The sequence below is a fragment of the Vibrio sp. HENC-03 genome (genome assembly GCF_000305755.2).
In the GTDB taxonomy this organism is placed as follows: domain Bacteria; phylum Pseudomonadota; class Gammaproteobacteria; order Enterobacterales; family Vibrionaceae; genus Vibrio; species Vibrio owensii.
Genome location: NZ_JH976122.1, coordinates 308,547 through 326,872, shown reverse-complemented (window position 1 = coordinate 326,872; position 18,326 = coordinate 308,547). Strand labels below are relative to the sequence as shown.

Here is an 18,326-nt window from a genome sequence, read left to right as displayed (position 1 = left end):
ATTCCTTATTCTTTATTCTTTATTCTTTATTTTGGACGAGCGACAGAAAAAGTTTTTTCTAACGTGGCGTATTCATTACCGCCTAACCGAGCTAATGGGTCTACAGCTAAGGCATCAACTTTTAAACGGTCACCCTCCATGGATATGACCCGCTCATCGACATAAATGTGTTCAATCTCTGCAAAGATTAAACTTTGCGGTGTCTCCCCCATCTCTATCACTTCATGCAACTTACAGCCGAATGCAATTGGCGCGCCCTCTAAGCGTGGTAATTCGAAACCTTGGAAATCAACCGTCTCAAGTTGAGTCGTCTCCAGTTCAGATTCCCCATGTTCTAATGTGGCAGAAGATAAAGTGACTTTATCCGAGAGATCGCTGGGTGCAATATGGATAACCAACTTACCTGTTTCTAATGCATTTCGCGTGGTGTCTTTGATATCACCATTGGGCTTTTTTCCCACAGAAATCATCAATAAAGGTGGACGGCTAGAAACCGCAGTAAAGTAGGAAAATGGCGCTAAGTTGAAGTTTTGCTCACCTGAGTCTGTGAGCACCCAAGCGATTGGGCGAGGAATGACAGTTTGAGTCATCAAATGGTACACCTGCGTTGGCGCAAGCGTACTGAGATCTATGTTCATACGACGTCCTTGGTCTTAGAAAACCGCGAGAGAAATGAGACTCCCGACAAATTGAGAGAACAAGTGTACCCCTCTCCCGTGCAATTTCATCTGATTTTCTCTTTTTGACAGCGCATTTTGTCAATTCGACAGTCATATTGATAAAAATGTTATTTCAACAAGTTTGTTCCACTAACAAAAGCATTCAACTTAAACCAACTCAGTCTCAGTCATTTATTTTTCAGCGCTCTAATTGATAACGTCTGACGGTCAATATCAGTCTAAAAAACAACTTAAAGCATTGATAAATAAAAACTATCCAATAGCACATCTAACACAGATTAGGCGTAAATGAAACGAGAGCTGATTTCCTCATCGTCTGTATTTTGAAAGTTGGCACGTGTGATGCTTTAGAGAAATCGTCCCTAACACAAAAAGCGAGAAATTATGTTTGCCAATCAAAGTCGTCGCCCCGCTAAGAGAGGCAAGCCAAACCCACCACGCCAATCTCGGCGATCCATACCCTTATCATTCTCCTAAGAAAAAAGACCCGTTTGTCCCGCGGGTCTTTTTATTTTCCTTGTTTGAAGAGCAATCAAACGGGTCGTGCGTCAAACATTGATAGCATGCCTAATGCTTGGCTGAACAATTAAGCTACAATAAATAGCCTAAGCAACTGTTCTCTATGAGGAAGAATACAATGAGTAACGATTCAAATGCATGTGTCATTATCGCTGGCGCAACAGGGCTGGTTGGTAGAGAAGTCCTCCTTCAACTGATCTCACAGCCTAGCATCGAAACTCTGTATTCCCTTTCTCGACGAGCCCTCACTGACATTGCCGACCCTGATAATAAAATCATCCCACTTCTCGATGCTGAGCTCACCATTCATGACTGGGACGAACAACAACCGACCCCTCGTGTTGGTTTTATTTGTCTTGGTACAACATTGAAGCAAGCCGGCAGCAAAGACGGTTTAAGGAAAATCGATGTCGAGTTAGTGTGTAAAGTGGCTCAGCAAATGAAGTTGATTGGCGTAAAACGCCTTGCAGTCGTATCGAGTTTGGGTGCAAAAGCCTCTTCATCATCCCACTATCTTGCTTGCAAAGGCCACATGGAAAAAAATATTGAAAAGATGGGCTTTGAAGAAGTGGTCTTCGCAAGACCAGGGCCTCTGGTCGGGCAACGAGAAAATCCTCGTACAGATGAGAAGGTTGTTCAGACTCTTTCTAAAGTAATTCGTCCGCTTATGCTGGGAAAACTGGCTAATTTTGTGCCTATTCAAGCTCAAGACGTAGCCAAAGCGATGATTTACCAAGTTTTCAGCTATCAACAAGACCCAATCGTCTATTTGCATAGAAGAGAGATGATGGACCTCATCAAGCATTATGACTAAGTAAAATCGGATAAATCTCGTGCTAAAACGTTATTGCACGAGATATGCGTCTCACTTTTATATTCATTTTCGATCTATCTAATACCTGTTTTTCATTTTTAAAGTTATATCCCGATCGGTATCTTACGTTACCAGTATATAGCCCCATATAAAAAACAGTCAGCATTTGGTGCTGATTAATAAGGTCAGATTATGAATTTCGCAGTGGTTGCCTCTCTGGCGGTGTTTATCGCCATATTATTCTTTCTTTTTAACCAACAACAAAAAAAGAACACGTTATCTCGTCTTGTGTTAATTGGTCTTGTGACTGGTTCACTTTTCGGTCTTGCTTTACAACTGGTTCATGGCGAAGGTAGCGATGTAATTGCTCAAACGCTTGAGTGGGTTGGTATCGTTGGTAGTGGTTACGTTGGCCTGTTGAAGATGGTCATTATGCCATTGGTACTGGTCTCTATGATTTCAGCGGTTGTTAAGCTGGAAAAAGGCGGCTCTCTGGGTAAGATTTCTGGCCTTACGATTTCTGTTCTTCTCGTTACGACCGCTATTGCTGCCATGATTGGTATTCTGGTGACCACAACGTTTGGTCTTTCTGCCGAAGGCCTCACAGAAGGTGCGCGTGAAACAGCCCGTATTGCGGTGCTAGAAAGCCGTGTAGGCTCAGTAAGCGACCTAACGATTCCTCAGATGCTAGTTAGCTTTATTCCAACCAACCCATTTGCTGACCTAACAGGTGCTCGCTCTACATCGATCATTGCTGTGGTTATCTTTGGTGTGTTAGTGGGTATCGCTGCACGTAAAGTGATGGCAGAAAAAGAAGAGCTAGAATCTCCTATTCGCACTTTCGTTGAGGCTGCTCAATCTATCGTGATGCGTTTGGTTAAGATGATCATGGCATTGACGCCTTACGGTATCGCAGCTCTGATGGCAAAAGTCGTTGCCACTTCAAGTGCTGGTGACATCCTTAACCTGTTAGGCTTCATCGTGGCATCGTACGTTGCTATTTTACTTATGTTCCTTGTACACGGACTGCTAGTGTCTTTCGTTGGTGTGAGCCCAGCAGAGTACTTTAAGAAGATCTGGCCTGTACTGACATTTGCATTTACATCACGCAGCTCAGCAGCAACGATTCCACTTAACGTTGAAGCACAAATCACCAAGCTAAACGTCCCACCAGCGATTGCGAACTTGTCCGCATCTTTCGGTGCCACAATCGGTCAGAACGGCTGTGCAGGTATTTACCCTGCAATGCTTGCAGTGATGGTAGCGCCAACGATGGGTATTGATCCTCTAGACATCAACTTCATTTTGTCACTGATTGCTATTATCACGATTAGCTCATTCGGTATTGCCGGTGTAGGCGGCGGCGCAACTTTTGCGGCATTGATTGTACTACCAGCAATGGGCTTGCCTGTGACAATTGCAGCGTTGCTTATCTCTATCGAACCATTGATCGATATGGCGCGAACTGCACTTAATGTGTCTGGCGCGATGACAGCCGGAACGATTACTAGCCGAGTATTAAAGTCGACCAATAGCGAAACTGCGTTGGAAGAACAGAAAGCGTAGTCGCTACCCAATAAACATTTCTTACACGAGCCGATGGTTTGCCCATCGGCTTTTTTGGTTTTCAGACTCGCGAAAATAAAAGCCTGACGAATCTCCCCCAACCTCTTTCAAAGACTTACCAGAGTCTAAACAACATTTGCGGCAAATGGGGTTGTTAGCAATAATTGTTATGATATAACATCTCAACAAACTAAAGCCGCATACGAATAACATCGGAGGTTATATCATGACTTCAACTTTAACCGAGTCCATTACAACTGAAGCCTTGGGAAACACACACAAAACAGCATGTTTCAGTGCACGGAAAGAACCGACGGTGTTGGCAGACATTTATCAGGAAGACATCAATATCGCGATTTGGCAGCGTCAATTTGATCAACAACTGATTGATGCCAGCAAAGCGTTTGTTACATCAAACCCCAACTTTGGTAAGTCGTTGAGCGTCTCCCCAGAAAATGCTTTAGAAACGTTGCAATTCGCAACTGACGGAAAAGCGCCAGAAGTGCTACTAAGAAATATTGCTGAGTTGGTTGATATGTTCTGCTATTTGTTTGAACTAAAAGATGCAGGATTACGCCTTGCAACGCTTAATAGCGCAATGTGCCCCCGCTTTCACGTTGACCAAGTACCTTGCCGATTGGTAACCACATATTATGGTAATGCGACACAATGGCTAGCCAACGATGCCGTCAATCGCGCCAAACTGGGGCACGGTAGCAATGGACTCCCAGACTCAGAATCAGGTTTGTACATGAAAGAGAATGACATTCAACATTTGTCTGTGGGTGATGTTGCACTTCTGAAAGGTGAACGTTGGAGCGGCAATGAAAACAGAGGTCTGGTACATCGGTCTCCGAGCATTGATTCGAGTGAGCCTCGCTTGCTATTAACCTTAGATTTTGGGTGATACAACACCTCAATAGTCTAAGCATTAGTCAATTCCCAAATATTAAGCCGACGGTTCGCCTTCGGCTTTTCCATTTTCACAACATCACCTTGCATCTTTCGTTGCGAGTCAAGGCGTTGAATGGTCTAATACTCTCAATCGGTTCCGTAAACGGTAAGCAGAATGCACCAAGATAATCAGCCCACTTTTTTCTTTTTTGATTACGAGACTTGGGGAACAAGTCCAGCCAAAGATCGTCCAAGCCAATTCGCAGGCGTTCGCACTGATGAAAACTTCAATATCATTGGTGAACCTTTGGTCATGTACTGTCGTCCACCTGCTGATTATCTCCCTTCACCAGAAGCTGCTTTGATCACTGGCATTACGCCACAAAAAGCCATGCAAGAAGGCCTACCTGAGCCAGAGTTTATCGCTAAGATCCACGCCGAGCTTTCTAAATCAAACACAACGAGCCTTGGTTACAACAGCATCCGTTTCGATGATGAAGTCACACGTTACACTTGTTACCGCAACTTTATCGACCCGTATGCGTGGAGCTGGCAAAACGGTAACTCGCGCTGGGATTTGCTCGATGTGATGAGAGCGTGTCATGCCCTTCGTCCTGAGGGCGTGGAATGGCCGGAGAATGATGAAGGCTTTACGAGTTTCAAGCTTGAGCATTTATCCGTCGCCAACGGCATTGAACACAGCAATGCTCACGATGCGATGGCAGATGTAATTGCTACTATTGAGATGGCGAAGAAAGTCAAAGCCGCGCAACCAAAGCTGTTTGATTACTTTTACTCGATGCGTAACAAGCGCAAGCTGAACGAGTTAGTCGATATTGTAAACATGACGCCATTGATGCACGTGTCAGGCATGATGGGACGTGAGTGCCAATACACAAGCTGGATTGTGCCAGTGGCTTGGCATCCAACCAACAACAACGCCGTCATCACGATTGATTTAGCCAAAGATCCTCAGCCGATCCTTGAGCTTTCAGCAGAAGAGTTAAAAGAGCGTTTGTACACCAAACGTGAAGAACTGGGTGGCTTATTGCCTGTACCCGTAAAGCTAGTGCATCTGAACAAGTGCCCTATCCTTGCTCCAGCTAAAACGTTAACGGCAGAGAACGCAGAAGTAATCGGAATCGACCGTCAGAAATGTTTGAGTAATCTAGCGCTGCTGCGTCAACACCCAGAAATCCGTGAGAAGCTAATTAGTCTATTCTCTATTGAGCGTGAGTTCGAAAAGAGCGATGATGTGGATACGCAACTGTACGATGGCTTCTTTTCACCAGCAGATCGCGCAGCGATGGACATCATTCGTGAAACAGATCCAAATAACCTTGCTGCGCTGGATATTGAGTTTGATGACAAACGCATCAAGCCGTTGCTGTTCCGTTACCGTGCCCGTCACTACGCCGGCACACTGGATGAACAAGAACAAAGACGTTGGGCACAACACTGTCGTGAAGTTTTCGAAAGCCAAATTGAAGAGTACATGCTGAATTTAGAAAACTTAGTTCACGAACATGAAAGTGACGAAAAGAAGATAGCGATACTAAAATCCGTCTATCGTTATGTAGAGAGCTTAGCCTCCTAATTTCTTACCTTGTTCAAGCGCACCTTCGGGTGTGCTTGTTGTTTTATATGCTGTCAAAATGATTAAAGATCGATTACTACAGCTGGTCCATTTGCTCATTTCCCTCGCACTCATCATGGGAGCACTTGGCATCGGCAACACTATTCAAAAATTCACTGGCGTTTCTGTTCCTGGAAGTGTCATCGGCATGCTAGTGCTGTTTTTCTCTATGACCCTTGGCTTCGTCAAAGTCGAATGGGTTAAGCCTGGCGCGACGCTTTTCATTCGCTACATGATCTTATTGTTCGTCCCAATCAGTGTTGGTTTGATGCAGCACTTTGATATGTTGCTGGCGAATGCACTGCCAATTATTGCGAGTGCCGTAGGCGGGTCACTGATCGTATTGGTCAGCTTAGCGTGGTTCTTAGATTACTTGCTGAAGGAGAAACACTAATATGTGGTTACTTGTCACTATTGTGGTTTTCCTTGCCGCTCGTCAAATCGCGATTAAGGTGAACAACCCAATCGCCAACCCGCTTTTAATCAGCATTGCAGTATTGATCCCTCTACTCACCTTTTTGAAAGTGCCGTTTGAAACCTACTACGCCGATAACGAGTATATTAGCTTCTTGCTTCAACCCGCTGTTGTTGCGCTAGCGTATCCGCTCTATGAGCAGCTACCTCAAATCAAAGCCAATTGGCGCATTATCGCACTGGCTTGCTCTCTGGGCAGCGTGATGTCGATGCTAACAGCGACACTGATCGCCGTTGCGTTCAAAGCAGACATCAGCCTCATTGCAAGCTTAGTGGGCAAATCGGTAACCACCCCTATTGCGATGGAAATCTCTAGTCACTTAGGTGGTGAAGCCGCTGTTGCCGCTATTTTAGTGCTTATCGTGGGTTTATTCGGTGCAATCTTGGCTTACCCAATCTTTAACCTTATCGGCATTAAGCACCCTATCGCTCGTGGTCTGACAATGGGTACTGTCTCCCACGCACTTGGGACAGCAACATGTGCTGAAAAACAGCCTGGTGATGCGGCTTTCTCTTCTCTAGCTTTGGTGCTGTGTGGCATCATCACTTCTATTCTTGCGCCAAGCTTCTTTGCTTTGGCTGTTTGGCTATACCAATAAAGACCTCAATGACCTGCTCTACTTTGCTTCCTGATAAAATGAGCAGGTCATAATCTCATCCAGAAAATTCGCAGTATGAATATACGTTGATATAGTTATTAGTGGGACAGAGATAACGTTAAATCGTCGTGAAATCGAATACATGTGTGAGCTCACTCTAATTATGTAACGTAAATTATCATTACACACATTAACGTGATCTAAAGCACAGAACATTTCCATCTTTCACATAGAATAACTGTCCATGCAATAACAAGGATTCAACATGAAAAGTCGCATTGAACAGGCGCTAGCAAGCGCTCCTGAAGCACTTTCAACCCATCTTGCTCCTATCGTTCTCGCTGACGATTTTGATGCCACTATTTCTGAGCAACAGTTTGATGAGCTGCTGAACGCTACCAACCTTTCAGACAAAGAGCTTCGTGTTGCTCTACTTCCTTTTGCCGCAGCGTTTTCTTACGCTCCAATTTCTGAATTCTATGTCGGTGCGATTGTTCGCGGTCTATCTGGTCGCCTTTACTTTGGTGCGAACATGGAGTTTTTCGGCGTTCAACTGGGTCAAACCGTTCATGCTGAGCAGTGTGCAATCAGCCACGCTTGGATGAAAGGCGAACATGGTGTGAAAGACATCACCATCAACTACAGCCCTTGTGGTCACTGTCGTCAGTTCATGAATGAGCTCACTACGGCAAAAGAACTTAAGATCCAATTGCCAGAACGCGAAGAAAAGTCACTACACCACTACCTTCCAGAAGCTTTTGGTCCTGCAGACTTAGGCATCGAATCTGGTCTAATGGCAGATGTAAAACACGAGTTTGTGTGTGATGAAGATGACGCTCTGATTCAAAAAGCGGTCAGCGCTATGAACATCAGCCACGCGCCTTACACTAACAACTTGAGCGGTATTGCTCTTGAGATGAACAGTGGTCGCGTATTCCAAGGCGCTTACGCAGAAAACGCTGCGTTCAACCCTAGCCTTCCACCACTTCAGGTTGCACTGATTCAAATCCTGATGGCTGGTGAGCAGTTTGAAGACATCAAAGCTGCAGCTCTGGTTGAGAACTCGCAAGGCAAGATCAGCCACCTAGCCGATACTCAATCAACGCTAGAAGCGCTAAACCCTGATATTCCAGTGAGCTTTGTGAACGTTTAATTCATAAGCTTCAATACAAAAAAAAGAGCCCGTCGGGCTCTTTTTTATTATAAGAATTCAGTTAATCGATTCGCGGCTCTTTCTAATGCCAAGTTGATCACCTTTGTAATCTCTGGATATTGGTTGTCAGGATCGTCCCAATCAACATCTTCCGGTAGCATTACCTCTTCAAGAATCTGGTGTTCCATAACAATCTTGTTATTGCTGAGATCAACCAATGTCACTTCAGCATTAACATAACCACGTGGCGATGTAAGTGGAATAAAACCATAGTAATCACGTAGCGTTCCGGCAGCCATGGTTTGAATTACCAATAAGTGGGTCGCTTGATACTGTTCTTTTACTGCAGAAACATCGTAGTCAAAGTAGCCCTTTTTACGTTCTTCTTTCGGCAGTTTATGTTCATCGGTCGCTTCATAGTATTCTGGAAGAATCACACTGCGACTTCCTCGGCTCTTGATAAGTGTCGCGACCTTGGATTTACCCAATTCAAACTTATCGTGTTTCAGTGACTGGATATGAGATTCAACACTATCTGTCACCATTTCATTGATGGCCATATCCAGCAGACCTTCACCACCTTTCCTGTGCGCATCCATCTCTGGAGGCTGAACAAACGCAACGGCGATATTTTTGTCGCCACCCGTTTGCCAAAAGTCTGAAGGGATATCCATCGCCTTTTGAGATACACACCCAGACAAAAGCATCACTGCAATAGCACAACCGATTATTCTTATATATTTCATTATATTAGACTCCTTTTTATAGAAGCGAAGAAATCTATCAATATGAAATATATTCTCAATGAGAATAATCATTTATTGTGATTGATTGCATATTAATTATTACAAACGAAGAAACCAAGCGATGACGCAAACGTTTGCATCATTACAAAAAATCAGTATGATCCCCTGCAAATTCGGTTTCATCACTTTATTTTGTAAGGGAACACTATGTTCGGTACTGCTACTAGCACTCATGCTACCCGTGTATTACTTTTGGGCTCTGGCGAGCTTGGTAAAGAAGTGGCAATTGAATGCCAACGTCTTGGTTTGGAAGTGATCGCGTGCGACCGTTATGCCGATGCTCCAGCGATGCAAGTTGCGCATCGTAGCTACGTCGTCGACATGCTTGATGGTCAGGCACTAGAAGAGATCATCAATAAAGAGCAACCTGCTTACGTGGTTCCTGAAATTGAAGCTATCGCGACCGACAAATTGGTTGAGTTAGAAGAGAAAGGCTTGAACGTTGTTCCTACAGCGAAAGCAACTAAGTTGACAATGAACCGTGAAGGCATTCGTCGCCTTGCTGCTGAAGAGTTGGCCCTAAACACTTCCCCTTATCAATTTGCTGACAGCTTTGAGGACTTTAAAGCAGCAGTAGAACACGTTGGAATCCCGTGTGTTGTTAAGCCAGTGATGAGCTCTTCTGGTAAAGGCCAAAGCGTTATCAAATCAGAAGAAGATGTTCAAACGGCTTGGGATTACGCACAAGAAGGTGGTCGTACAGGTGCAGGGCGTGTGATTGTTGAAGGCTTTATTGACTTTGATTACGAAATCACATTGCTAACCGTGCGCGCAGCTGATGGAGTGCACTTTTGTGCTCCGATCGGACATCGTCAAGAAGATGGTGATTACCGTGAATCATGGCAGCCACAAGCAATGTCAGACAACGCTATCAAAGCGGCTGAATATACAGCAGAGAAAGTTGTTAATGCACTGGGTGGCTACGGCATCTTTGGTGTCGAGCTGTTTGTTAAAGGCGATAAGGTCATTTTCAATGAAGTATCCCCTCGCCCACACGACACCGGCATGGTAACCATGATTTCTCAAGAAATGTCTGAGTTCGCACTGCATGTTCGAGCGTTCACCGGAATGCCGATCAACAATATAGTTCAGTATGGACCATCAGCATCAGCGGTTATTTTAGGCCAAGGTACATCAACTGATATCCGCTTTGACAATGTCGCCAAAGCACTGGCTCAGCCACAAACTCAAGTACGTTTGTTTGGCAAACCTGAAATCGACGGTCGTCGTCGCTTAGGCGTTGTTTTAACGCGTCGTAAGACTATTGAAGATTCGATTGAAGATGCAGTAAATAACGCATCTAAAGTGCAGATCGTTTACTGATTTCGTTGATAAGCTATAAATAAACAAAAGCGCAGCTCAATTGGCTGCGCTTTTTCTTTCTGTAAGCTTGAATAGCCCTTTATTCGCTCTCTATCAAGTAGACTTCTTCAGAGAAGCGACTTAGACCTTTCTTAGCAATTTTGGGATGGTTTTCGTCGGCTTGATCGACATTCAAACAAGTTACCTTATAACCCGCAAACAGCTGTTCAATCTCTTCGACTGGCACGCTAAATGGAGGGCCTGACATCTCATCCTGTGGGTAGTTAAGACTCACAAGTAAAATACGTCCGCCAGGGTTCAACAGTTGCTTAAGACGAGCTACGTATTCTTCTCGCATTTCTTGCGGCAAAGCCACAAGCGCAGCACGGTCGTAAATGATATCGGCTTTAGAAACAGGCGCAGTAAAAAAGTCGCCAGTGTAAATCGACAACTCATCGAACTGATACAACTCATGCATGCCGTTTAGTGATGTGACAGTCGGCGTATAGAAATGTTCAGCAAAAAACGCACGCACGGCGATAAGGCTGAGTTCGACACCCTGCACGTCATCATGCTTTGTCGCAAGCCATACCAAATCTTCTGACTTTCCGCACAAAGGAACTAACACGGTGTCTTCACGTTTAGGATTGGTATGCTGCCAGAATGCAGGTAACAGTGGATTCACGTCATCTAGGTGAAAACCAATTTGGTTACTCGCCCATTTACTATGCCAAAATTCTTGATCTCTCATTTTACTTCTACTTGTCGGCTGATTGTGGATTCGAGCTTTGCGCTTCGCTTTTGTGGGGTAAGACTAATGATTTTTTCAAATTTGTCTATGCCGTTCATCTTTGGTTAATACTGCGATGGTAGTATGGCTATCGTTCAAGAATGAACCCTTCCTTTTTCTGGTTGTCAGAATAAAGGAAAGCAAAATGGTGATCTAGAACACGATTCCACCATAAGGCTAAAAAACAGCCTTGGAATCTATCGTAGAGCCCCCATTAACTAGGTAGTACCTGATTTGCAAATCTTAGTGACCTTTTCGTTACCCATTTTCTAAGTGCAAGCAAGTTAAGGAGAGTGAATGAGCTTATTTTTACGTACTACAGCATTGATGCTTTTAGTACTAAGCCGTGCGCCGGCGTTCGCCGCACTTCCAAATGTCCCGAGTAACGAGCAACAAAACCGTTCTGCTAGCCAAAACGAAGTTTGCTCAAAATTGTTTAAGCATAGCCTTAGTGGTTTGTATGGCATTCAGTCAATCGACTCCAAACCAACTCAACCTTATTCAGATTTCGACGTACTTTACAGCAAAGCTCACCAAGCGCAGTTCGAGTTAGAAACCATCTGTAAAAGTACTGCCCTTCTTACTGACGCCCAACCTTACTTCGCAGGCGTTAAATCTCAACATCGTGCCGAAGAAAAAATTGCTCACGAATTGGATGGTCAAGTAGAGCGAATTACAGACTTAGCACGAGCAACTATCGTCGCGGATGACGTTGCAAGCCTTGTCTCTGTGTACGAAGCGTTAGAGCGTGAAACTACCATCGTTAAAGTGAAAAACCGCTTTAAGAAACCAACGGCTTCTGGCTACCGCGACTTGAACCTGTTGGTTCGTCTTCCTAAAACGAATTTGATTGCTGAAGTTCAACTGCACCTTAAAGCCATTGCTGATGTTAAGAATGGCCCGGAGCATGATTTGTACGAACAAATTCAGAAGCTGGAGCGTCAAGCTCTGGTAGAAGGCCGAAACTTGAATGATATCGAGACAGCTTCGATTCGCAGCATGCGCACTCAATCGAAAAACTTGTATCAAGAAGCTTGGCATCCGTACCTGACAACACACCTAGAAGCGGCGTAAACAAGCCGTCTTTTAGAAACTGATTTCCTCAATACTGAAAAACCACCGCAATTGCGGTGGTTTTTTATTTGTTCTTTAGTAAGTAACGAAGCATACAGACAAAAAGACCACGACAAAGCGTGGTCTCATTCCATGTTACATGGCTTACTGGTCTGCCTTTAGGTTCTCTACGCGAGCTTTCAACTTCTGACCCGGGCGGAACGTAACGACACGTCGAGCAGTAATAGGAATATCTTCGCCAGTTTTCGGGTTACGACCAGGTCGTTCATTCTTGTCACGAAGGTCAAAGTTACCAAAACCTGACAGTTTTACCTGTTCGCCACTTTCTAGTGCCTTACGAATTTCTTCAAAGAACACTTCCACCGTTTCCTTGGCGTCCCGTTTACTAAATCCCAATTTATCAAACAGGTTTTCTGCAAGTTCGGCTTTTGTGAGCGCCATAAAACTTTCCTCAAAGCTATGTTAAACAATGCTACCTAGTGTAGCGCCAGAGCAGTTTTACCCTACCAATTCAACAACATATCGGGGTTACATCAGGAAGTGTATGCCAAGCTTATGATTTTCGCCAACTTTTTTCTTTGCTAATATACCGAATGTTTTACCACTGCTGTACTTTACCTACCATCATTTCCAGATTTTACTTTAATTCCCTCTCTATCGAGAAAAATATCCAGTTTAAATTACTAGTTTAAAACCTTAAAACAACATTAATCACTATTTAATAAAAATGTCAGATACTGGCTGTTTTACAAACAATTGACACAAAACTTCTCTGTTTTTCAGTAGTTTGAGTCACTTCAAAAATAGATCTGACCAGTCACATTCAGCATACTTTTTTTACCTATTCTGATAGGTGAATTGAAAAACGAAAGCTTGAACGAAGGCAAAATTCTGCGTGTTACTCCATGACGGCAAATGGAAACATTGATACTGTTTTCACATACCGCCCTCTTACTAGCGAGCCAACATGTTTCACCAAGTCGTCAGCATTCTCTTCCCTGTATTCGCTTTGGTTTTTGTTGGCTATCTCGTTGGCCGCTACATCAGACCAGATTTTCGCCCCATCAATCGCATTAATATGGATGTGTTCACGCCAGCACTCGTCTTTTCATCGCTGGTAAGCATGCCTCTCGACATGGACCAAGCCCCTCTTTTAGTTGCTGCTGTTATTGCTGTCGTCGTTCCCGGCATTGTGATGCTACCGATTACGAGACTGACCGGTCTTTCATTTAAAGCATGGGCACCACCACACATGTTCCGAAATAGCGGAAACTTAGCGATCCCGCTGTTCACGTATACGTTCGGTGAACTCGCTTTACCCTCGGCAGTGCTGTTGTTCGTTGTCTCAGCCTGTTTACACATCAGTTTGGGTGTAATGCTGCTCAGTAGCGGCAATCCCTTCAAACAGATCATTAAGATGCCGATTTTCTTATCTGCTTCACTCGCTTTGTTCATTAATCTTTCCGGAATTGGCATTTGGAACCCGCTGTATGAGGCGACCGCATTACTCGGACAAGCGGCGGTACCAGTGATGTTGCTTTCATTGGGTGCCCAGATGTTGAACCTGAGATTAGGAGGTTTAAAGGTAGGTCTTATGTGTACCGTGCAATCGCTTGGGACTGGTGCGATCGCATTTGCATTAATCTATTGGTTGATTCCACTGCCGACAATGCAACTGCAAATGATGGTGTTGTTCACTATGCTGCCACCAGCCGTCATGAACTATTTGTTTGCAGAGCGACTGAACATTGAGCCAATGACAGTCGCTTCAATGGTGTTGTTTGGTAATTTCTTCAGCATAATCACGTTGCCGCTACTGCTGTTGTTTACCCTTTCACTCTCTTGAGCAAATCAGCCCTAGCGATAGTGGATCTTCGCAGGAAGCACCACTTGCTGCGGGGTGTGTTTTGGATCGGTTAGCAGTGCTTTGCCAGCTTCATATAAGCTTTGCGCAATCAAATCACAATCCTGCTCAATCGAATCTATCTTAATTGGTAAGCAATCCAAAATCGCGTAGTTGTCGAACGTCGCAATTTTCATCTCTTCATTTAGCAGTTGCTGCTCTGAAAGGAAACGCAACACCCCTTCTAGGATAGAGTAAGAAGCAACGAACAAGCGTTCTGGAAGGCGACCTAACTCTTGATAGGTTTCCTGCATCATTTGATAGCCTGACTCGGGTTGGTAATCCTTATGTTTGACCAATGCCGCTTCAAATTTCACTCCGGCTTGTTCCAATCCTGCTTGGTAACCAGCAAAACGGTCTTTACTTGGGGACAGCTCTAACTGACCACCAAAGTAAGCGCATTCTTTTGCTTCCTTACCCAACTTCTCCACCACTTGCTTAGCGGCGTTGTGAGCGTCGGTTTTGATTGTCGTCATCTGTTGCTGTTCAATAACACGGTCAAACAAGATCACAGGCGTAGACTGTCTGACTTCTTGATAAAAGCTATCGTCAGACATAGACGTTGCGACCATCAGCAAATCAACTTGTCTTTCTAATAGGCTCTTTACTGCTTCTTGCTCCTGCTCAGGTTCATCCTCAGAAGAGGCGATCAACAACTGATAACCACTGCTTCGAGCGAGCTTCTCGAGTTGCTTAGCGGTTGTGGCAAAACCCATGTTAGCCAAATCAGGAATAACCAAGCCAAGGGTATATGTCTTTTTCGCTTTTAAAGCGCGTGCATAAAGGCTTGGTGCGTAATTGTGTTCCGCGACGACTGCTTGGACACGTTTTACGGTGTCTTCATTGATTCGGTGTTTCTTGGCGTGTCCATTTAAGACAAAGCTGACTGTGGATTTAGACACTCCGGCCAGTTCTGCAATGTCCGCTAGCTTTAATTTTTTGTTCTTCACCTGGTCATTCCGTGGTTATTTTAAGCTTGGGCTTTTTTATTATCCCGCCAATGATACTCAGGTTAATTATGAAAGCCATCACAATCCCCCACTTTGCGCTTGGGCAAACACTCTAGATCATGGTTAAGATCACAATTAACGTCATTTTGACCTTTTTGGTTCAAATAAACATTGATTAGCTAAAACGATTTAGCAAAAATGTAGTTAGTGATTAGATTCTATTTTAGGTAATAGTTATGAGTAAGATTTGGGTGACTGGCGATGCCGTTGTTGATTTGATTCCAGATACAGAAAGCACGTATTTGAAGTGCCCTGGTGGCGCACCAGCCAACGTTGCAGTCGCAATCTCTCGATTAGGCGGTAACAGTGCTTTCTTTGGCCGTGTTGGTCAAGATCCTTTGGGTCGCTTCATGAAAGCAACGCTGGCACAAGAACAAGTCAACACAGATTACATGCTGTTGGATGAAGCACAGCGCACATCAACTGTGATTGTAGATTTAGATGACTCAGGTGAACGCAGTTTTACTTTTATGGTGAAGCCAAGTGCAGACCAATTCCTAATCCCTGCTGACATCCCAGAATTTGCTCAGGGTGAATGGCTGCATGTGTGTTCAATCGCACTAGCAAACGAACCGAGCCGCAGCAGTACACTAAAAGCGATGCAAGATATTAAAGTAGCCGGTGGCTTCGTCAGCTTTGATCCAAACCTACGTGAAGAAGTTTGGGCTAATCCAGAAGAGTTAAAACCTGTGGTTCGCCAAGCAATTGAGCTGGCTGACGTGGTGAAATTCTCTGACGATGAGCTGCTGTTCCTGACCGACACGGACTCACTCGAAGCAGGTCTTGAAGCTATTAAAGCATTCAACAACACGCTTGTCCTTATTACTCAAGGTGCAAAAGGCGCGTTGGTTGTATTCGAAGGTGAACAAGAGCTGATCGCGGGCCAAGCCGTCAAGCCTGTAGATACAACAGGCGCTGGCGACGCATTTGTGGGTGGTTTGCTGGCTCGTTTAGCTCAACACAATGAGTGGGCGAACAAAGAAGCGATCCATTCAGCGGTTAACTGGGCAAATGGTTGTGGTGCTCTAGCGACGACGCAAAAAGGCGCGATGACAGCATTGCCAACTCAAGATGCTTTGTTGGCTTACATCTAAAACAACATTTCCATAGCTTGAAGCTTAGGTAATAAAATAGAAATCCCCGCAATCGCGGGGATTTTTTTAATTAGTCGTTTTTAAATTAAACGTTTTGGAAAGGCGCTGTTGCCGCTTTCAAATAATGCAGAGTTGCTTTTCGCTCTCCGCCTTGTAAAGACAAACGTGTCGCATCGACGTCAGCAAACACACGCGACGTCATCACCGCTTCGCCACCGTTAACAAACACTTCAACAGAAGAAGTATCCGCTAAGATACGCAGTTCAATCTTGTCAGACTCTAGCGGTAACTCGCGAACCGTATCTTGTGCTCGATTCAATGTTTTAGAACGATCTAAGATCAATCGACGCTCAACGTCATCCGCTTTTATTGTCAGTTTTTGCGTTGTATTTTCGAAGAGGCGTAACTCGTCTCCCCATTCTAACGTGATAGTTAAATCGAAAGACTTGGTTCCGATATCCATACCATCGGAGTTCAATACAAATTCGTTTGTTGATTCAATCAGCGATTCAAGCTCATGAATTGGATATTGATACAGCTTGCCATCACGGAAGCTCATATCACGCATTGTCGTCAGTTGATGTACCCAGCCATTGTCTGAACTCGGTTGATCGATTTCATCTGGTAATCCCATCCAGCCACACATAACGCGGCGACCATCTGGCGTAAGCATGGTTTGTGGCGCGTAAAAATCAAAACCAAAATCGAGGTGTTGGAACTCGCTCAGGTGAGGGCCATCTTTTTCATTCCACTTTGCCTTCACAATGCCATTATGGTGAGGAATTGAGTTGTGTTCAGAAAACGAAGGAATGCCCTGCGGGCCAATGACAACAAAGCTCTGCTCAGACAAACTGAACATGTCCGGACATTCCCACATATATCCGAAATCACCAAACTCATCGCCATACAAACCATCAAACGTCCATTGATACAAGTCATCAGATTTGTAAATCGCTAAGCGCCCTTTTAGCTCTTCCGTCTGCGCACCCAATAGCATTAGCCACTGGTTATTGTGACGAATCACCTTAGGATCACGGATGTGAGGTGTTACACCAGGAGGTAGTTCACCAATCACCGGGCCATGCTTAACGAAGTTCACACCGTCAGTTGAAGTCGCTAAACACTGGGTTGTATGACGATCTCGTTGCGGCCCAATTCGTGTATTGCCTGTGTAGAACAACATCAATTCGTTTTCTTGGCTAAGTGCATGACCAGAAAATACACCATGACTATCGAACCAATCTGAAGGCGTGAGCGCAACGGGTTGCCATTCCCAGTTGATTAAGTCAGTACTGGTTAAATGTGCCCAATGCTTATCTTTGTGTTCGCACCCATACGGATACCACTGGTAAAACATGTGGTATTGGCCATTGTGGAACACAAAACCATTTGGGTCGTTAAGCAAACCTTGTGGTGGCGTTATATGCCATAAGGGGCGGTGCTCACATTCAACAGGCTCTTGAAGTGATTCAAAACGTTTCTCTTGTTCTTTGGCGATCGCCTCTCCTAGCAGTAGTAATGCTTCCGTACTGACAGAATCTGAGCGCACAAATCTCACTTGCATTTTTCCCTGAACTTCTTGTAGTTGCTCAATCAACTCAGAGTCTTGAATTAGCGTGTGTTCACGCACTTCAAAAATAAGGTCTGAATCAGGAATCAAAACGCGAGAGATGTTTTCAACTCCCCCACAAACGGCAATGTATGGTGCTAACGACATTTACTTTAACCTAAAACTTAAATTGGGAACGTTTGCAAAAATAACATATCAAATAACGAATTCATAGATAACAGCGGATCATAGACAGCAAAAACCGTGATCAATCTAACGCTATAAAGCATCTTTTCATTTATGGCTTAGTACTTAAGTTCTCGTTAGCTGCTATGCTGATCTTTATGTTTGAGAACGTTCCCTAAAAACCCAATTAACGAGTGGAAGATTTAGATCTACCTTTCTTACAAAGCGGTAATAAGCAACATAGAGGTTTACTATTAAAACCAAGAGGTTAAGTGTT

At 44.3% G+C, this 18,326-nt stretch carries 17 protein-coding genes; 11 read left to right on the top strand and 6 right to left on the bottom strand.

Annotation, left to right across the window (positions count from 1 at the left end; genetic code table 11):
* Positions 1-26 precede the first annotated feature (26 nt).
* Positions 27-638: a flavin reductase family protein gene (locus VCHENC03_RS13670; protein ID WP_009705902.1), complete on the bottom strand. Its 612-nt coding sequence runs from the start codon at positions 636-638 to the stop codon at positions 27-29.
* A 679-nt stretch (positions 639-1,317) separates the two neighbouring features.
* Here VCHENC03_RS13670 and VCHENC03_RS13675 point away from each other — a divergent pair.
* The 7 genes from VCHENC03_RS13675 to cdd all read left to right on the top strand — a co-directional run bounded on the left by VCHENC03_RS13675 (position 1,318) and on the right by cdd (position 8,335).
* A complete protein-coding gene (locus VCHENC03_RS13675; RefSeq protein ID WP_009705901.1) occupies positions 1,318-2,013 on the top strand; it encodes an NAD(P)H-binding protein in 696 nt (231 codons plus the stop codon).
* A gap of 192 nt (positions 2,014-2,205) precedes the next feature.
* Positions 2,206-3,579: an L-cystine transporter gene (locus VCHENC03_RS13680; protein WP_009705900.1), complete on the top strand. Its 1,374-nt coding sequence runs from the start codon at positions 2,206-2,208 to the stop codon at positions 3,577-3,579.
* Positions 3,580-3,805: 226 nt separating this feature from the next.
* Complete coding sequence (locus tag VCHENC03_RS13685; RefSeq protein WP_032802699.1) at positions 3,806-4,486, top strand: DUF1826 domain-containing protein; 681 nt, start codon at positions 3,806-3,808, stop codon at positions 4,484-4,486.
* 162 nt (positions 4,487-4,648) lie between these two features.
* Positions 4,649-6,070, top strand: coding sequence for an exodeoxyribonuclease I (sbcB, locus tag VCHENC03_RS13690; protein ID WP_009705898.1), 1,422 nt, complete (start codon positions 4,649-4,651; stop codon positions 6,068-6,070).
* Between the two features lie 58 nt (positions 6,071-6,128).
* Positions 6,129-6,503, top strand: coding sequence for a CidA/LrgA family protein (locus VCHENC03_RS13695; protein WP_005439820.1), 375 nt, complete (start codon positions 6,129-6,131; stop codon positions 6,501-6,503).
* A gap of 1 nt (position 6,504) precedes the next feature.
* Positions 6,505-7,182 (top strand): LrgB family protein, encoded by a 678-nt coding sequence (locus VCHENC03_RS13700; RefSeq protein ID WP_009705896.1) that lies wholly within the window; start codon positions 6,505-6,507, stop codon positions 7,180-7,182.
* A gap of 265 nt (positions 7,183-7,447) precedes the next feature.
* Positions 7,448-8,335, top strand: coding sequence for a cytidine deaminase (gene cdd / locus VCHENC03_RS13705; protein ID WP_005439818.1), 888 nt, complete (start codon positions 7,448-7,450; stop codon positions 8,333-8,335).
* A 47-nt stretch (positions 8,336-8,382) separates the two neighbouring features.
* On the opposite strand, the gene VCHENC03_RS13710 is transcribed toward cdd, so the two are convergent.
* Positions 8,383-9,081, bottom strand: a complete 699-nt coding sequence (locus tag VCHENC03_RS13710; RefSeq protein ID WP_009705895.1) for a hypothetical protein — start codon at positions 9,079-9,081, stop codon at positions 8,383-8,385.
* Positions 9,082-9,288: 207 nt separating this feature from the next.
* Here VCHENC03_RS13710 and purT point away from each other — a divergent pair, with 207 nt between their 5' ends.
* Positions 9,289-10,464, top strand: a complete 1,176-nt coding sequence (gene purT / locus VCHENC03_RS13715) for a formate-dependent phosphoribosylglycinamide formyltransferase (protein ID WP_009705894.1) — start codon at positions 9,289-9,291, stop codon at positions 10,462-10,464.
* A 79-nt stretch (positions 10,465-10,543) separates the two neighbouring features.
* Here purT and VCHENC03_RS13720 read toward each other — a convergent pair whose 3' ends face one another.
* Positions 10,544-11,194 carry a thiopurine S-methyltransferase gene (locus VCHENC03_RS13720; protein WP_009705893.1) on the bottom strand — a complete coding sequence of 217 codons (651 nt, stop codon included), beginning with the start codon at positions 11,192-11,194 and terminating at the stop codon, positions 10,544-10,546.
* A 336-nt stretch (positions 11,195-11,530) separates the two neighbouring features.
* On the opposite strand from VCHENC03_RS13720, the gene VCHENC03_RS13725 reads away from it, so the two are divergent.
* Positions 11,531-12,307, top strand: coding sequence for a RelA/SpoT domain-containing protein (locus VCHENC03_RS13725; protein ID WP_005439815.1), 777 nt, complete (start codon positions 11,531-11,533; stop codon positions 12,305-12,307).
* A gap of 144 nt (positions 12,308-12,451) precedes the next feature.
* Here the strand turns inward: VCHENC03_RS13725 and ihfA are convergent, their stop codons facing one another.
* Positions 12,452-12,748 carry an integration host factor subunit alpha gene (gene ihfA, locus VCHENC03_RS13730; protein ID WP_005427969.1) on the bottom strand — a complete coding sequence of 99 codons (297 nt, stop codon included), beginning with the start codon at positions 12,746-12,748 and terminating at the stop codon, positions 12,452-12,454.
* A 526-nt stretch (positions 12,749-13,274) separates the two neighbouring features.
* Here ihfA and VCHENC03_RS13735 point away from each other — a divergent pair.
* Entirely contained in the window at positions 13,275-14,153 is an 879-nt protein-coding gene (locus VCHENC03_RS13735) for an AEC family transporter (protein ID WP_009705892.1), read from the top strand.
* An 11-nt stretch (positions 14,154-14,164) separates the two neighbouring features.
* On the opposite strand, the gene VCHENC03_RS13740 is transcribed toward VCHENC03_RS13735, so the two are convergent.
* The gene (locus VCHENC03_RS13740) at positions 14,165-15,160 is read right to left on the bottom strand and encodes a LacI family DNA-binding transcriptional regulator (RefSeq protein ID WP_009705891.1); all 996 of its coding nucleotides are present in this window, start codon (positions 15,158-15,160) and stop codon (positions 14,165-14,167) included.
* Positions 15,161-15,396: 236 nt separating this feature from the next.
* On the opposite strand from VCHENC03_RS13740, the gene VCHENC03_RS13745 reads away from it, so the two are divergent.
* A complete protein-coding gene (locus tag VCHENC03_RS13745; RefSeq protein WP_009705890.1) occupies positions 15,397-16,314 on the top strand; it encodes an aminoimidazole riboside kinase in 918 nt (305 codons plus the stop codon).
* A gap of 85 nt (positions 16,315-16,399) precedes the next feature.
* Here VCHENC03_RS13745 and VCHENC03_RS13750 read toward each other — a convergent pair whose 3' ends face one another.
* Complete coding sequence (locus VCHENC03_RS13750; protein ID WP_009705889.1) at positions 16,400-18,031, bottom strand: glycoside hydrolase family 32 protein; 1,632 nt, start codon at positions 18,029-18,031, stop codon at positions 16,400-16,402.
* Positions 18,032-18,326: the final 295 nt, after the last annotated feature.

Bases quoted from the DNA above. Each gene is read 5' to 3' on its own strand.
- VCHENC03_RS13670 (WP_009705902.1), bottom strand. From the start codon at position 638: ATGAACATAGATCTCAGTACGCTTGCGCCAACGCAGGTGTACCATTTG.
- VCHENC03_RS13675 (WP_009705901.1), top strand. From the start codon at position 1,318: ATGAGTAACGATTCAAATGCATGTGTCATTATCGCTGGCGCAACAGGG.
- VCHENC03_RS13680 (WP_009705900.1), top strand. From the start codon at position 2,206: ATGAATTTCGCAGTGGTTGCCTCTCTGGCGGTGTTTATCGCCATATTA.
- VCHENC03_RS13685 (WP_032802699.1), top strand. From the start codon at position 3,806: ATGACTTCAACTTTAACCGAGTCCATTACAACTGAAGCCTTGGGAAAC.
- sbcB (WP_009705898.1), top strand. From the start codon at position 4,649: ATGCACCAAGATAATCAGCCCACTTTTTTCTTTTTTGATTACGAGACT.
- VCHENC03_RS13695 (WP_005439820.1), top strand. From the start codon at position 6,129: ATGATTAAAGATCGATTACTACAGCTGGTCCATTTGCTCATTTCCCTC.
- VCHENC03_RS13700 (WP_009705896.1), top strand. From the start codon at position 6,505: ATGTGGTTACTTGTCACTATTGTGGTTTTCCTTGCCGCTCGTCAAATC.
- cdd (WP_005439818.1), top strand. From the start codon at position 7,448: ATGAAAAGTCGCATTGAACAGGCGCTAGCAAGCGCTCCTGAAGCACTT.
- VCHENC03_RS13710 (WP_009705895.1), bottom strand. From the start codon at position 9,081: ATGAAATATATAAGAATAATCGGTTGTGCTATTGCAGTGATGCTTTTG.
- purT (WP_009705894.1), top strand. From the start codon at position 9,289: ATGTTCGGTACTGCTACTAGCACTCATGCTACCCGTGTATTACTTTTG.
- VCHENC03_RS13720 (WP_009705893.1), bottom strand. From the start codon at position 11,194: ATGAGAGATCAAGAATTTTGGCATAGTAAATGGGCGAGTAACCAAATT.
- VCHENC03_RS13725 (WP_005439815.1), top strand. From the start codon at position 11,531: ATGAGCTTATTTTTACGTACTACAGCATTGATGCTTTTAGTACTAAGC.
- ihfA (WP_005427969.1), bottom strand. From the start codon at position 12,748: ATGGCGCTCACAAAAGCCGAACTTGCAGAAAACCTGTTTGATAAATTG.
- VCHENC03_RS13735 (WP_009705892.1), top strand. From the start codon at position 13,275: ATGTTTCACCAAGTCGTCAGCATTCTCTTCCCTGTATTCGCTTTGGTT.
- VCHENC03_RS13745 (WP_009705890.1), top strand. From the start codon at position 15,397: ATGAGTAAGATTTGGGTGACTGGCGATGCCGTTGTTGATTTGATTCCA.
- VCHENC03_RS13750 (WP_009705889.1), bottom strand. From the start codon at position 18,031: ATGTCGTTAGCACCATACATTGCCGTTTGTGGGGGAGTTGAAAACATC.